This window comes from Microbulbifer variabilis (genome assembly GCF_052467165.1).
Genome location: NZ_CP174301.1, coordinates 3,277,552 through 3,292,574, shown reverse-complemented (window position 1 = coordinate 3,292,574; position 15,023 = coordinate 3,277,552). Strand labels below are relative to the sequence as shown.

General features: G+C 45.7%; 10 protein-coding genes. 8 read left to right on the top strand and 2 right to left on the bottom strand.

Annotation, left to right across the window (positions count from 1 at the left end):
* The first annotated feature begins 55 nt into the window (after positions 1-55).
* The 8 genes from ACJJIP_RS14635 (at position 56) to ACJJIP_RS14600 (ending at position 9,941) form a co-directional block, all read left to right on the top strand.
* Positions 56-667, top strand: coding sequence for a hypothetical protein (locus tag ACJJIP_RS14635; protein WP_444945432.1), 612 nt, complete (start codon positions 56-58; stop codon positions 665-667).
* Between the two features lie 620 nt (positions 668-1,287).
* Positions 1,288-3,096, top strand: a complete 1,809-nt coding sequence (locus ACJJIP_RS14630; RefSeq protein WP_444945431.1) for an ABCB family ABC transporter ATP-binding protein/permease — start codon at positions 1,288-1,290, stop codon at positions 3,094-3,096.
* A gap of 72 nt (positions 3,097-3,168) precedes the next feature.
* On the top strand, positions 3,169-4,887 hold the full coding sequence (locus ACJJIP_RS14625) for a DUF8614 domain-containing protein (protein ID WP_020411706.1): 1,719 nt from the start codon (positions 3,169-3,171) through the stop codon (positions 4,885-4,887).
* Positions 4,888-5,236: 349 nt separating this feature from the next.
* On the top strand, positions 5,237-5,890 hold the full coding sequence (locus ACJJIP_RS14620; protein ID WP_444945430.1) for a glutathione S-transferase family protein: 654 nt from the start codon (positions 5,237-5,239) through the stop codon (positions 5,888-5,890).
* 333 nt (positions 5,891-6,223) lie between these two features.
* A complete protein-coding gene (locus ACJJIP_RS14615) occupies positions 6,224-6,775 on the top strand; it encodes a hypothetical protein (RefSeq protein ID WP_020411709.1) in 552 nt (183 codons plus the stop codon).
* Between the two features lie 49 nt (positions 6,776-6,824).
* Positions 6,825-7,160, top strand: coding sequence for a YnfA family protein (locus ACJJIP_RS14610; protein ID WP_020411710.1), 336 nt, complete (start codon positions 6,825-6,827; stop codon positions 7,158-7,160).
* Between the two features lie 486 nt (positions 7,161-7,646).
* The gene (locus ACJJIP_RS14605; protein WP_444945429.1) at positions 7,647-8,459 is read left to right on the top strand and encodes a right-handed parallel beta-helix repeat-containing protein; all 813 of its coding nucleotides are present in this window, start codon (positions 7,647-7,649) and stop codon (positions 8,457-8,459) included.
* A 516-nt stretch (positions 8,460-8,975) separates the two neighbouring features.
* Positions 8,976-9,941, top strand: coding sequence for a hypothetical protein (locus ACJJIP_RS14600; protein ID WP_282951263.1), 966 nt, complete (start codon positions 8,976-8,978; stop codon positions 9,939-9,941).
* 520 nt (positions 9,942-10,461) lie between these two features.
* Here the strand turns inward: ACJJIP_RS14600 and ACJJIP_RS14595 are convergent.
* Positions 10,462-11,790: a serine hydrolase domain-containing protein gene (locus tag ACJJIP_RS14595; RefSeq protein ID WP_444945428.1), complete on the bottom strand. Its 1,329-nt coding sequence runs from the start codon at positions 11,788-11,790 to the stop codon at positions 10,462-10,464.
* 396 nt (positions 11,791-12,186) lie between these two features.
* The gene (locus ACJJIP_RS14590) at positions 12,187-14,775 is read right to left on the bottom strand and encodes a thrombospondin type 3 repeat-containing protein (RefSeq protein ID WP_444945427.1); all 2,589 of its coding nucleotides are present in this window, start codon (positions 14,773-14,775) and stop codon (positions 12,187-12,189) included.
* Positions 14,776-15,023: the final 248 nt, after the last annotated feature.

The window sequence follows — 15,023 nt, the reverse complement described above, 5'->3', positions numbered from 1 at the left end:
GAGTATTGATTTCTAAGTTGTGATTTGAGTACAACAGCCATTCAAGGAGAGAGAAATGCCTTTTACAATGCATCAAAGCAGAAGGTTTGTCCGTGAATTTGAAGCTTGTAATGCTTATAGACAGCAAACAGGTGGGGTGAATGAGTATTTGATTTACAGATTTGACAGTGATGACAGCACCCTCAGTAACATATTCTCGATTGACTACAAAACCCCTGTTCGAAGTTCACCTTTACCTGGAGGAATTTACCCTGCTCAAAGGGGTAGGCTTAATAGCAGTAAGACAAAAGTGACCAAGCCACAAAATTATCAAGGTGGTGGGCATGCTGAAGAAATTTTCTTACGGTCACTGGATAAGTTTACTAGTTATGGGCCGGTAGGGAGAATAGAAATGTATATTTCAAAGATTCCATGTAATTATTCATCTGCAATGATGGTGAATGTAAATGGGTCAAATCATCACGTCCCATCTGGTTGTGGGAATAAGCTTCAATTGATGATCGAAGCCTTTACCAATATAAATTGGTATATTTGTTTTGATAGAGAGTACTCAGGTGCGACTCAAGGGCGTGAAACCAAGCAGAAAATGCTGGTGTTAGATGCAAAGATGAATTGTGAAGTTTACCGCTACAATAATGGCGCGCTGAATCGAGTTTCGGCGAATTAGGGGGGGAAGCTGTATCACGTTAACTTAAGAGAGTTATTTGTCAATCCAGATGACTTTCTTGGGTGTGTCGAGTGAGTTTATGACTTTTCCTGACCTGTAATATTATATTTTTTATGAGATTCTTACTCTAAAAATATGTATTGGTTATTGGCTTGGCGAAAGTCAAATCTGATAATTAAAATATTATCTGTTTATTGGTAATAGGCAGAGCCTCTCTTTCTCACTAGATAAACACTATTTGCTGCAGGGCAATGTCGTTATAGTCGTTGGTAGCAATATAGAGGTATCGCTAAGCGCCGCTTGCCGCTTTGTGGAGGCGGGCTAAGGGTAGCTATTCTGATGAATTGTGAGCTGGAGGACGAAAATTCGAATAAGCCTTCTTATACTTCCACCGATGCTGACCAGGTTGGGTGTTTGCCGCTGTTTCCAGTGCCTGCTGTCTCCCTGGCATCTGATAACCCCCTCTTTATGCTGCGGATATGATCAATCTGAATATTGGTTGGGTAACCAAGGTATGTGATGCCGCAGTAGGGCGTTCACCCTGCATATCTGGCTGAGCGTCTATATAAGTCTTTCAGTCTATTTATAATAGGCGCCTAATTTTCCTTCCGGAACCAATTATGCCGAGACCTAAGTCCACAGTTCCATTGGATGAGGTGCATTGGGGCGCACTTAAGACCCTGTTTCCCTACCTGCTGGAGTTTCGTAGAGCTGTTGTCCTGGCAATCCTGTGCCTGATTGGAGCCAAGGTCGCAGGGGTTACTCTTCCATTTATTCTTAAGCACATAGTCGATAATTTGGATAAAGCTGGTGGTGTAGCCGAGGCTATTGCGTTGCCGTTGGGGCTTTTGCTGGCCTATGGTGCAGTGCGTTTTTCCAGCACCTTGTTCGGTGAGTTGAGGGATACCATTTTTGGCCGTGTGACCGAGCGTGCCCAGCGCCGGGTAGGGCTGGAGGTATTTCAGCATCTGCACAAGCTGGATTTGGATTTTCACCTGGATAGGCGCACCGGCGGTTTGTCCCGGGATATTGAGCGTGGTAATAGCGGCATCGGCTTTCTGATGCGTTTTATGGTGTTCAATATCGTGCCTACCCTGGTAGAGATTGCTATGGTGGCGGGGCTTCTTTGGTGGAATTACAGCGGTGTGTTCGCCCTGGTAGTTTTGGCGGCGGTCATTATTTATATCGGCTTCTCCGTAGTGGCCACAGAATGGCGCACCCGCTTTGTACGAGCGCTTAATGAGGCGGAGTCACAGGCCAGTAGTCGTGCCGTGGACAGCCTGCTGAATTACGAGACGGTTAAGTACTTTGCCAACGAGCGGCACGAATCCAGCCATTATGATAAGGAGCTTGCAACTTGGGAGCAGGCCCGGCGTAAGAACCGCTTATCCTTGTTTAGTCTGAATACCGGTCAGGCTCTGATTATTGCCAGCGCCATGTGTGCCGCGATGGTGCTGGCAGCGGTTGGGGTAACGAACGGACAGATGACCATCGGTGATTTTGTCCTGGTTAATGCCTTTATGATGCAGATCTTTATCCCGCTTAATTTCCTCGGGTTTGTCTACCGCGAAATGAAGGGAGCCCTGGCAAATATTGAGAAAATGTTCTCCTTGCTGACGGTAAAGCCCGCGGTAGCAGATATGCTGGAGGCGTCCAAACTACAGGTATTCGAAGGGCGTATCGACTTCGAGCAAGTACGGTTCGGCTACAAGGACAATCGCGAAATTTTGCGTGGAGTAAGCTTCTCAGTGCTGCCACGTCAGAAAGTAGCTATTGTCGGTGCTAGTGGTGCCGGTAAATCAACATTGTTTAAGTTGCTGTTCCGTTTCTATGATGCCGAGGGTGGCAGAGTCTGTATTGATGGCCAGGATATCCGCACTGTTACCCAGGAATCCCTGCGCCGGGCTATTGGCGTGGTGCCACAGGATGCGGTGCTGTTCAACCAGTCAATCAAAGAGAATGTGCGCTACGGCAAGGTAGGTGCCACTGATGAGGAGGTAATGGAGGCGATCCAACACGCGCACCTATCAGACTTTGTCGAGCAATTGCCTAATGGAATAGATACCTTGGTGGGAGAACGCGGCCTGAAACTTTCCGGAGGGGAGAAGCAGCGGGTTGCGATTGCCCGGGCGCTGCTCAAAAAACCACCAATCATGATTTTTGATGAAGCGACCTCCTCCCTGGATAGCCGATCAGAGCGTAGCATTGTTGCCTCACTACAGGAGATTGCCCGGGAGCAGACCACTCTCGTCATTGCTCACCGCCTCTCTACGGTTGTAGATGCGGACACCATCCTGGTAATGGATCAGGGCAAGGTTGTTGAGCAGGGTTCCCACAGCCAGTTGCTGGAACAAGGGGGGCATTATGCGATGCTCTGGCAGATGCAGCAGCAGGAGCGTACCGATGAGGTAGAGATTGTCACGCCCTAGGCTCCTATCTTGATAATTGTGCCCAGCCCGACTAATGTGGCGCCGACACAAAAAAACGATAGGCAGAGCGATATGACCATTCCTTTTCAGTCCTCCAAGATCGCTGCCGCACTGTTGGCGATAGCGCTGGTGGGCGGCTGTAGCAAAAACAAAGAGGCCGAAGAAGTCAAAAAAGATGAGGCCGAAGCCCAGATTGTTGAATCTGAGACTGTGAGCCCGCCTCCTGGCCAGACTGTGGAGAATGCAGATAAGCGTTTTGATATCTATGTGCCTGTAGAGCTTACTGCTAACCTCAGCAGCTTGAGCAATAACCAGCGCAAGATGATTGGTTTGCTGATCGACGCCAGCCAGATTATGGATCGCCTGTTTTGGCTGCAGTCCTACGGCCCCGCAGAAGTACTGCTGCCGGAAATCGAAGATAGCCGCGCGCGCAAGTTCGCCGATATTAACTATGGCCCCTGGGATCGTCTAAACGACAACAAACCGTTTATTGTTGGCTATGGCTCTAAACCCCTCGGTGCGAACTTCTATCCAGCGGATATGACGCGTGAGGAGTTTGAGGACTGGGATCAGCCTGGCAAAGATGGCCTCTATTCCCTGGTCCGTCGCAATGATGCCGGCAAGCTGGAGCTGATTCCTTACAACAAAGCGTATAACGCGGAATTGAAAAAAGCCGCTGATATCCTGCGCCAGGCTGCCGCACTGGCTGAGAGCAAGGAGTTTGCACACTACCTGACCATGCGCGCCGATGCGCTGTTGACGGATAATTTCCGTCCCAGTGATATGGCCTGGATGGACATGAAGGAAAATGAGATCGATGTAGTCATCGGCCCCATTGAGAACTACGAAGACCAGATGTTTGCTTACCGCACCGCTTATGAGTCTTATGTATTGTTGAAGGATAAGGAGTGGAGTGAAAAGCTGGCTAAGTTTGCCGCACTGCTGCCTGAGCTTCAGAAAGGCCTGCCAGTTGAAGAGAAGTACAAATCGGAAGAGCCGGGCACTGATTCTGACCTGAATGCTTACGATGTACTTTTCTATGCAGGGCATAGCAATGCTGGTTCCAAGACCATTGCCATTAACTTGCCCAATGATGAAGAAGTGCAGCTGGCCAAGGGCACCCGTCGTTTACAGTTGAAAAATGCCATGCGCGCTAAGTTCGACAAGATTCTGGTGCCTATCAGCGATGTACTGATTGCTCCTGAGCAGCGCAAGCATATTACTTTCCCAGCTTTCTTCGCCAATACCATGTTCCATGAAGTGGCCCATGGCCTCGGGATCAAGAAAACCGTTGATGGTGGTGCGAATGTACGCACTGCATTGAAGGAAACCTCCTCCTCCCTGGAGGAAGGCAAGGCGGATATTCTGGGTCTGTATATGGTCACCCGCCTGCATGAGAAAGGTGAAATCGAAGATGGCGAGCTGATGGATAATTACGTTACCTTCCTCGCCGGGATCTTTCGCAGCGTACGCTTTGGTGCGGCAAGTGCGCATGGTAAGGCGAATATGATGCGCTTCAACTTCTTCAAGGAGCAGGGCGCTTTTACCCGTGATCCTGAAACTGGTCAATACAGTGTAGACTTCGAGAAGATGCAGCAGGCAATGACTAATTTGTCTCGCCTGATCCTTACCATCCAGGGTGACGGTAACTATGAAGAAGCTAAAGCGCTATTGGCCAAGCAGGGCGTGATTGGTCCCGAATTGCAAGGTGACCTGGATCGGTTGTCTGAAGCGAACATTCCTGTAGATGTTACTTTTATCCAGGGGAAAGAGGTACTAGGCCTTAAATAACAGAGTTTTAGGACTGGAATTAAAAGCCCGGCATCGCCGGGCTTTTTTATTCTTTCTTAAAGCAGATCATTGATTTTGAAGTAAAAGCTATTAAATAATTTTTTCTACTTTGATAACAAATGTTATCTAGAGCTTTCAGTGATTCTCTTCTCCCCCAGGCTTTACTTGTAGTTCTCATTAAGCTTGCTCATTCAAGTCAAACCTGTTGCACTTTGGCTTAAATTTGTTGGTACGTTTGTGCCCTTAAACTGATAGAAAATAAATAGCTTTTTGCATTCTTTCGTTGCTAAATAAGCGCCGGTTATTATGAGGTGGAAATTACTAGTCTTCAGTTAGGTGGAGAGAAAGGATGCGCCGTATTTTATACACCGGTACAAAAAATGCCTCCTCTTGGGCATTCCGCGCTTGGCTCGCTATGCGGGAGCTTGGTATTCAATTTGAAGAGCGAGTGGTGGATATAAGAAAGCCCCAGAGGTTCGAAAATCTGCGGCGAATTGGAGAAATATCACCATCTGCATCCGTACCAGTGTTGGTTGATGGCGATAACATCATCTTTGACTCTTTGGCAATTATGGAATATGCCAATGAAGTAGGTGGGGATGCCCTGCTCCCCGCTGAGCCTTTAGCCAGGGCAAGGGTCCGCTCATTTCTGAGCTGGCAACATGCCGGGTTATCGGGGCTCTGTCCCCGCCTGTCATTTGAAAGTGCTTTTTATCCCAATAAGCGTGAGATGACCTCGGATGAGCATAAGGATACGGAGAGATTATTTTCTGTGTGGGAGTCGGAACTGAAATCCAGTGGTGGCCCTTATCTATGTGGGGAGCTTTCTCTGGCCGATCTGGTACTGGTGCCTACAGTTATTCGGATTTACTCACATTCTCCCCAACTGAATACCTGGCCCCTAACTCACCAATGGATAGTGAAACTGCTGGCAAGAGAGAGTGTGGAAGAGTGGGTGTCCCAAGCCAGGTCTTTACCGCCCGTGATTTTGGACAATTATTGACTGCCAGCACATTGATAACGAGTTTGGAGTTGGGCTGGCGTTGTTTATTTCGCCAATAACTGGTCACTATTGGAAGTGATGCTGGCCTTCCTTTACTGCCCCTTCATATTTTTAGGTACTGATGAACTGGCAGTTACTACCTTTTATCTGTTTATGGCGTTTATAGCTTGTAAAAAGAGGGACGCCGCGTACATTTTGCAGGAAATTCCTCAAATGTGAACCTATAGAAACTCGGTTGTAAAAAGGCGACTAAAATGTCCCTGGGGTAAAGGAAGGTTTGCCCGCTGGAATTGGGCGGCCAATATAAAAATGTTAAGGATAAACATTGGAACAATGAAAATACCAGCCTTGATTCTCGCCTTTGTATTCTGCCAAAGTGTGCAGGCCTCTTGCCAACTGGAGGAGTATGAACGTTTCCTGAATACGCAAAGCCTGGTGATGTTGGAAGCTTCCGTTAAATTGTTCGAAGAAGATAAAGATAAGTTCAAAACAATAAAACCATTCGTGAAGCTGGAAGTCAGGAATAACAAGCTGAAGGTATATATTGCCAGAAAACTGAGTGAGCTGAATCCAGAGGTACTCAATCTAACCGGGCCAATTGCCAATCTGGTTCCCAGTGTGTCGGTGCAAATTATGCCTGACGGGTCCATAAGGGATAAGGTGGATTTGGCGATGTCTGCAGATTCCCACTACCGACAAGAAAAGGCAGCAATGAAGCCTGTAGAACAGTTATATCTGTATCATGAAGGAATGACAGAGTCAGAAAAAAAGCGTTTTCTTGTCGCCAGAAGCTCATTGAGTAAACTTATGGAGACCAATGAGCAATTTGAATTTATGAAGCGTGCATTTACTACTTCGCTTGAAAGTCTTTGTCCCGTTGATTAGTAATCGCTAGTGAACTTTTGGTGATAAGGAAAGCGGTAAATCTCCGGTAATGTTTGAATTAAAAACAATAGCTTTGTTTTTTGTAACTGCACTTGCTGAAATTGCCGGCTGTTATCTTCCTTATCTCTGGATCAAGCAGGGAATGAGTGCTTGGCTTTTGCTACCTGGCGGCATTAGTCTCGCGCTATTTGTCTGGCTGTTAACACTTCACCCGACCGCAGCAGGGCGGGTTTACGCAGCTTATGGCGGTATTTATATCTTTACGTCCATTATGTGGCTATGGTTGGTGAATGGAGTTAAGCCAACTGTCTGGGATATAACCGGTGCCAGTGTGGCAGTGGTGGGGATGAGCATTATTATGTTCTCCCCGCGACAAATGCATTAATATAATGGATTTGCTGCAATAGTATCCGATTTTTTCTTCATAAGAATAAGTTTTATATATAAATCAAGTTTCGTTTGTATTCTGGTTAACATATAAATCTTTAATGAATTGACGCTTTAGCTGTTTTATGGTTTTCAGTGCTTCTGTTTTTTGCTGTAAAATGGTGCGCTTATCTTTTTATGGCTGTCGTGTTGTTTTACGTTTTATGCCCGGAATAAAAGTTTTTCTCATAGGCTTATAATTTTTTTAATCTTCCTAATTTACCTGGGGTCGGGCATTCTACTTACCTGGGCCAATTGAAAAATAGTAAATGGTTATAACAGTATCTGTTGGGGATATTGATTGTTTTGGCTGTTGATAATCCAGGTTGTTTTGCTATCTATTTAGGAAAAATTTCCTATGGCCCTTTCTCAAACCTAGGTCAAACTCTCCTTGGCTTTGGGTGTACTCTCCTTTGAAACAATCAATAAATGAAGGGAATCTAATATGAAAAATGTAAGTGTTAATCCTTTAAAAGCAGTACTGCTCACCGTTGCCGGAGCCGCCAGTATTTCGGTGTCGGGTATAGCTTCAGCTGTCAGCTGTGGTGATGTTCTTACATCCGCAACTGTTCTGTCTGGGGATATTCTTTCATGCGCGATCAATCCTGCATTAACATTAAAAGAAGGTGCAAGCCTGGATTTAAATGGTTATACCATTAGTTGTGATACTCCCGTTGGAATCGGAGTGAGGTTAGTTGGAGCAGGCAGGGTTCTTGAGGATACTGCAGGCGGTGGAAGCATTGAGGGTTGTGCCACTGGAGTATCTGCAGAGGGTGATGGTGGCCATTTTATTATGGGAGTAAGTACCACTCTTAATAGTTTGTCCGGAGTTACCCTTTGGAGTACTGGCAACACCTTGGAGGCTTCTTACGCGAATGGCAATACAGGCATGGGTATTCGTCTGATGGGTGACGGAAGCCAGGTGAGAACTACTGAGGCGACAGGAAATACCCTGATGGGAGTAAAAATTGTCGGTAACAATTCATTGTTGAGAGATAATGATACCAGCTCTAATGGAGCGAGTGGCATCGTAGTTGCCGAAGGAAATGGCGGTATTATTGCCGAGAACTTATCAACGGACAATGGTGTAAATGGAATCATGGTACAGCCGTTTGCTCAGACTGGATGGCTTATTATCGGGAATGATGCCGCAGGTAATACAGGCAATGACCTCAATGATCAAAATGTTCCCCCTTGCACTGGTACTGTTTGGGTGCTCAACACCTTTGACAATGCTGCAGACGCCTGTATTCAGTAGAAGTAAAATCTAATCTTTGGGTGGGCCTATGTGTTGAGGTCGTATTTGATATGTAGGTCCATTATATTTTAATTTGACTTTTCATTCGTTAGTGGTTTGACTTGAGATGGCCAGGCCGCGACATTTGACTGCATTTTATGCTTGGTAAATAGTCAGTCTATATTGCACATCCTTTTGTTACGCTCTAAATCTCCACACTTTTATTTTGTAAGCTGGCTGGGTGATTGCGCCATCGTGTTGTATTTTGCCTGATTTTGATAATTCTCTTCAAGGTCTGAATCTACCTGGGTATTTTTTCCTATATTTTCGGTACTTATCTCCTATTGCGCAAGCACGGCCTGGCTACAAAACTCATCACAGCATCAAGCTGTGGCCTTATATAAGAAGTAACTCGTTGTGTGTTTCTACTGTGAGGAAATTTACAAGGATAGTTGCCAGAGTATCGGTACAACTTTTGTTGAGTATTACGCAGGAAACCCCTTTAAGCATTGGCGTTTGCTTTTGTGCTAGGGCGTGATGTTGATTAGATTCATCTTTAAAGCAGTAACAAGAAGTTTAAGTTTGCTAATTTCATTTCCTAAGGAGATAAACGTGAAAAGATGTACCCCCATAGCAGCCGCTGTTTTGTTCGCTATTGCCAGTCAAGGTGTTTTTGCTGACAATAACACTGCTATTGTTAACCAAAGTGGCAATGCGCACACTAGTGTTGTGGATCAGGTGGACCCAACAGTTACCCATAGCTTGATTTCCCAAACCCAGATTGGCACCAGTAACAGTGCCTTTGGCCAGCAGATAAATAGCACCTCATTTGCTTCTATATTTCAGCTTCAGGATGGGCAGTCAAATACAGCTAATTCTGTTCAGGATTTTGCCACTCTTGGAACGACTGCCGGTATTGCGCAAGTTGGTAACAACAATACCGCAACAACATCTCAGATTACTGCAGAAGCCACTGTAGCGACGATCAACCAGTTTCAGCAAAGTAATACAGCGACAATTATTCAAGCAAATACTTTCGGTGGTACTACTGCGGTAGCTACTCAAGTAGGCACTTCCAATGTAGCCACGATTGGGCAGTTTGTTGTTGTAAGTAGCTCTGCGGATTCAAGTCAAGTTGGTAATACCAATACAGTAAATATCAATCAGTCCAACCTTACAGGTGGATTTATTGATGCGGATCAGTTAGGAAATAATAACTTGTTGAATGCCTCACAGGTTGGCATTGGCCATATTGCCTTTGTTAGACAGGAGCAGGAGTCGAACACTCTGAATCTCTTGCAAACTGGTACTTCTAACTTTGCAAACTCCTTCCAGCTTGGAACCAGTAATACGGGACTCTTAGCCCAGTTTGGAATGATGAATGTTGCAGTTGCTTCGCAGAATGGGCAAAGTAATAATTTTAGTGTGACTCAAACCGGCACTATGGATACTGCAACAGTCGGACAAATTGGTAATAACCATAACAGTACAATAGTACAATAGTTAATCCTTGCCTCAAGAAGTCCCTGGCAATTTTTAGTTTAATTGTTAGGGATTTCTTATTGTTGTGATCTATATTTGATAGCCCATTTCTTGTTGGGCTATTTTTTTACCTGAAAGTAAAGGTTAAGGTTGATTTGGGAAGTTGAGCTCTTTGCTATTTCCTTAAATCCTGGTTGATATGGTTTCTTTAATGTTAGGGTTGAGGGTTTATTTGCTAATGCTCATTGATAGTTAGAAGAAGAGGTTTTAAGAAACAGCTTTGTAGTGTATTTTTCTAATCGGGAGGGAGTTCTCTTATAAGGCCTAAAAGGGTAATTTTTTCTGATCATAAACCGAGAATCTGGTTTTTTAATTTCAGTTAATTGTTGAAGCTATTGTTGCTTCATATACTGAATAGGGGGTGAGGCCAGAATGGTGATCTATATTTATAGTTTCCGACACTCACCGTAGTGCTTTCTGTATACTCCTAAGAACAACCTACATTATAAGTCGAAGGCCGCTGCTTAAAGAGATAGTTATACTATTGTGTGCTTGTTTGTAGCCCTGAGGCGGCTTCGAAGAGTTTAGTTATGAGTTTGTTGACTTTGATTTTGTTGGCGTTCTCAAGGTTGCTATTAGCCAGTAAAATTACTCCAATTTTATCAGCTGGGTTATAGAGTAAGTAAGAAAAAGAGCCTGGATCCCTACCATTGTGGCCATTAAGTTTGTGATTTTTTCCATTGTAATTCCATAGAAAATCAAGACCCCAGAAAATGCCGAAACCATCTTCAATTGGTGTCAACATATTAGAAACAGTTTTAGCCTCTAGAATTCTACTGCCCTGTTTTCTTGATACTAATTCACCACCATTCATAATAGTGGCGAGGAATAGTGCCATATCATAGGCGCTACTCCTTAATCCTCCATCTGGCCAGGTTGCAAGGTCGTAGTGTGGTATAGGTGTTAAATTATTTTCGATTGCATAGTGTGGGCTAGCGATATTTCCTGGGATAAAGTCGGGGAGCTTCCAGCTTGTGTTAATCATACCTAAAGGGGTAAATATTTCTCTATCCGCATAGTCAGCGAGAGAAAATCCGCTGGCGAGTTCCACAGTATATCCAGCTAAGGCTGCTCCTATATTAGAATATTCATATGCTTCTCCAGGTGTCTGCGAGAGAAAGTTGTGCTCTGAATCATAAAACTCTCCCTCGCTGTCGAGGTACGCTCCTAAAAAACCGGCCAAGGTGATTGGGCTGTCTTCTGGACAGATTCCAGGCTCTTTGAGGTTCATCAGTTTTGAGTGGGTACCATCTCCATGATTGATATAGTAACTACATTGATATGTGGGGCCATCATTAATGCCAGATCTATGGGTGACAAGATGTTGGAGTGTAATAGGTTGTGAGCCTGGGTTATCAATGTTGAAATAGCCCCCAGCAAGAAGGTTTTGTACTTCCTGATCCAGGCTCAGGATTCCGTCTTCTTGCGCTTTTGCAATCGCTGTTCCCATAACAACTTTACTCACTGATGCTAGCCAAAAGGCCGTATTCCGGGTAACCAGACCACCCTCTTCCAGGCTTTTTACTCCATATCCTTTAGACCATATGATTGGCATTTCAGGCCTGGCAACCAAGGCAATAGCCATGCCGGGAATTTCGATATCCCGCATGGTGTTTTTAACGGCTTCATCAATTTTGGTGTGGTCAAAAATGCGAGGTTTATTTGTATAAGTTACTGTGGAATCAGCTTTAGTGTATTCAGTGTAGTTGCTGGTATCACTAGCATCCATTGCATTTGTAAGCACGGTTATAGATAGACTTGCACAAATAAAAAGATTAGACAGAATTGAAGTTGTCTGTTTTCCTTTCATGGTAAAACCTCCTTGATTTACTTTTCGTTTGGTTACTCCAGTTTTTTACGCCCGCTATCTATTTTCCTATATTTTTGCTGAAAAAAATTGGAATCAAAACAGCGGTTTAATGCTTCGGAAGATTGTTTCTTTCCTGCTATAGAAGAGGTAGCTCTTCCAGGAAGGGTGTTGCCAGTATGTGAATCGCTGACTTAACCTGTGCTGAATAAGATAGGTTTGAAATTATTCTGGCGGATTTATCTATTAATTAGGCGTGACTGCAGGCTTAATAGTAATCGGCGATTAAATTAAGCTAATACCTTGAAGGGGCTGTGTAGAAAAAATGAAAGGTACTTTTTATGGTGATAGTGAAAGCAGCAGCCCTTTTTAGGGCTGCTGCTTCGATGATTAATAAGCTTATGGTTGCTGGTCAATCGGTACCGCGCAGGCTAGATAAACATCCAGCTTGTTATTAATAGAGTTCAGGCCTTTCAAGCTTAGGCGAACCTGATCAAAGTCAGCCTGGGTATTTGCAAGGAGTAGACGGTGATAGTGCGCTCCGTTCACTTTGAAGGGGGCGAGCATATAACCACTTGTAGTCTCGCCAGTGGCTATGCCATCCAGGTAAGTACCGATAACAATGCTGTTCAGTTCGATCTCATCGAGCGGTGAATTGCCATTTTCCACCAGGAAGCCAATCATGTAGCGGCCGCTCTTAATATTGTCGTGATTTATCTGGATATAGGCGCTGCCTCCAGCACCGCTAACTACCTCTATTCTGGCTGCATCGGAGAGTATTCCGTTGGTTACCTTGTCGATAGATGTTACTGAACATCCATCGCAAGGTGAGGTTATGCCGTTGACCAACTCAGCACTCACACCATCCATAACTTCAAGACCTTCGAAAGAGGTACAGGAAAGTACACTATCGAAATCACAGGCATCTCCTACGCCATCATTATCTGAGTCTTCCTGGTGAGGGTTGATGGTTTGTGGACAGTTATCGATATCATTTTCTACACCGTCATAATCCACATCCGGGTCGCAGGCATCTCCCAGACCGTCACCGTCAGTGTCAGTCTGGTTTGGGTTGGGAATAGTGGGGCAGTTATCTGCGCCGTCATCTGAGCCGTCGTTATCCTGGTCATGATCACAGGCATCACCGACACCATCGTTGTCGCTATCTTCCTGCCCACCATTTGGTACTGCTGGACAGTTGTCGACATTATCTTCAATGCCATCTCCATCAACGTCATCATCGCAGGCATCACCAGTACCGTCGTTGTCACTGTCGGTTTGGTCATTTGGAGTCAGAGGGCAGTTATCGAGATCGTTGATTACTCCGTCGCCGTCGCGATCGTTATCACAAACGTCGCCGATATTGTCTCCATCTTGGTCTGCTTGATCGGGATTTGCATCTGCCGGGCAATTGTCCTCACCATCGTCATGGCCATCGTTGTCGCTATCACTGTCCAAGTCACAAGCATCACCAATACCATCGCCGTCCTGGTCCTCCTGCAGTGTATTGCTGACAAGGGGACAGTTATCGACCTCATTTAATATGCCGTCGCCATCTAGGTCGGAATCACAGGCGTCACCAATGCTATCGCCATCGGTATCTGTTTGATCGGAGTTGGGAACAAGCTGGCAGTTATCGGTGAGGTCATCTACGCCGTCATTGTCATCGTCGGAATCGCAAATGTCTCCCTGGCCATCACTATCATTATCCGCTTGATCCTGGTTGGGAATATAGACGCAGTTATCGCTATTGTTGTCGACGGTATCTCCATCGAGATCGCTATCACAGGCGTCGCCTACGGTGTCACCATCCAGGTCTAGCTGGTCGGGGTTGGGTACATTAACGCAGTTGTCGATACTATCTGGAATTAGGTCCCCGTCGCTATCGGTATTGTCGTCACAGGCATCACCGTAGCCATCTCCGTCTGTGTCGGTCTGGTCTTCATTGGGTTCCAGCGGACAGTTATCATTGCTGTTTTCTACACCGTCATTATCGCGGTCGCTGTCACAGATATCTCCGGTGCCGTCATTGTCGGTGTCGGTCTGGTCCTCATTGGCATCTGCGGGGCAGTTGTCGGAGTCATCTTCAATACCGTCAGCATCATCGTCGCTGTCACAGGCATCCCCTTCGCCGTCAGAGTCGATATCACTTTGGTCGGGGTTGCTAATAGAAGGGCAGTTGTCGGTATCATTTTCAGTACCATCATTGTCGAGGTCGGAGTCGCAAGTGTCACCAATACCATCGTTATCCTGGTCATCCTGCGAAGCGTTGGGGACATTTGGACAGTTGTCAGAGTCGTTATCAAAGCCGTCGCCGTCTCTATCGCTATCGCAGGCATCGCCTATGCCGTCTCCATCGGCGTCTTTCTGGTCGGGGTTTGGTGTATGTGGACAATTGTCGGCGCCATCGTCCAGGCCGTCATTGTCACTATCACTATCGGCGTCACAGAGGTCGCCAATGCCATCATTATCCTGATCCGCTTGGTCGGGATTGGCTGTATCCGGACAGTTGTCCAGGCTATTGGTGTAATCGTCGCCATCACGGTCATTATCGCAGGCATCACCGACGCCATCATTGTCTATATCGCCCTGCTCATGATTTGCGTCAGCGGGGCAATTATCGCTGTCATTATTAATTTCATCGCCGTCAAGATCTTCATCACAGGCATTGCCAATGCCATCGCCATCACTATCTGCTTGGTCAGAATTGGCTGTTAGCGGGCAGTTGTCGTCGGAGTCTGGATGGGTATCACCGTCGTCATCGCTATCGCATGCGTCACCATTGCTGTCTTTATCGGTGTCATCCTGGCTGGAATTGCTGATGCTTGGGCAGTTATCCCTGCTGTCTTCAATACCGTCTCCGTCAGTGTCCACAATACTGGCGCCTGGCAATAGATCTTCGGCAGCATCTCCCCGGCCACCGTCGGATCCACAGGCACTTAAAAATAATATTGAGAGAAAAAATATAATTAGCGGTATTTGGGGCATGGTTAAAGTCTCCGAAAACAAATTTTATTTTTGTTATCTGTCGGAGAAGAAGAGATGGATCTCGTCGGTTAACGTCGGAAAGTATAAAAATTATTTTCACTAGTTTCCCGGTCTCTACTTCCCTGTAGATAGTTCCGGGGTCGTGCAGATAAATCGCTAATACTTTTGTATGTAACTACGGCACCGGACTTTGTGCCGTTTAATATGCGTTGTTTTGGTGTTGGATGTGTGAAGGTCGATGAAAAAAT

Bases quoted from the DNA above. Each gene is read 5' to 3' on its own strand.
- ACJJIP_RS14635 (WP_444945432.1), top strand. From the start codon at position 56: ATGCCTTTTACAATGCATCAAAGCAGAAGGTTTGTCCGTGAATTTGAA.
- ACJJIP_RS14630 (WP_444945431.1), top strand. From the start codon at position 1,288: ATGCCGAGACCTAAGTCCACAGTTCCATTGGATGAGGTGCATTGGGGC.
- ACJJIP_RS14625 (WP_020411706.1), top strand. From the start codon at position 3,169: ATGACCATTCCTTTTCAGTCCTCCAAGATCGCTGCCGCACTGTTGGCG.
- ACJJIP_RS14620 (WP_444945430.1), top strand. From the start codon at position 5,237: ATGCGCCGTATTTTATACACCGGTACAAAAAATGCCTCCTCTTGGGCA.
- ACJJIP_RS14615 (WP_020411709.1), top strand. From the start codon at position 6,224: ATGAAAATACCAGCCTTGATTCTCGCCTTTGTATTCTGCCAAAGTGTG.
- ACJJIP_RS14610 (WP_020411710.1), top strand. From the start codon at position 6,825: ATGTTTGAATTAAAAACAATAGCTTTGTTTTTTGTAACTGCACTTGCT.
- ACJJIP_RS14605 (WP_444945429.1), top strand. From the start codon at position 7,647: ATGAAAAATGTAAGTGTTAATCCTTTAAAAGCAGTACTGCTCACCGTT.
- ACJJIP_RS14600 (WP_282951263.1), top strand. From the start codon at position 8,976: ATGTTGATTAGATTCATCTTTAAAGCAGTAACAAGAAGTTTAAGTTTG.
- ACJJIP_RS14595 (WP_444945428.1), bottom strand. From the start codon at position 11,790: ATGAAAGGAAAACAGACAACTTCAATTCTGTCTAATCTTTTTATTTGT.
- ACJJIP_RS14590 (WP_444945427.1), bottom strand. From the start codon at position 14,775: ATGCCCCAAATACCGCTAATTATATTTTTTCTCTCAATATTATTTTTA.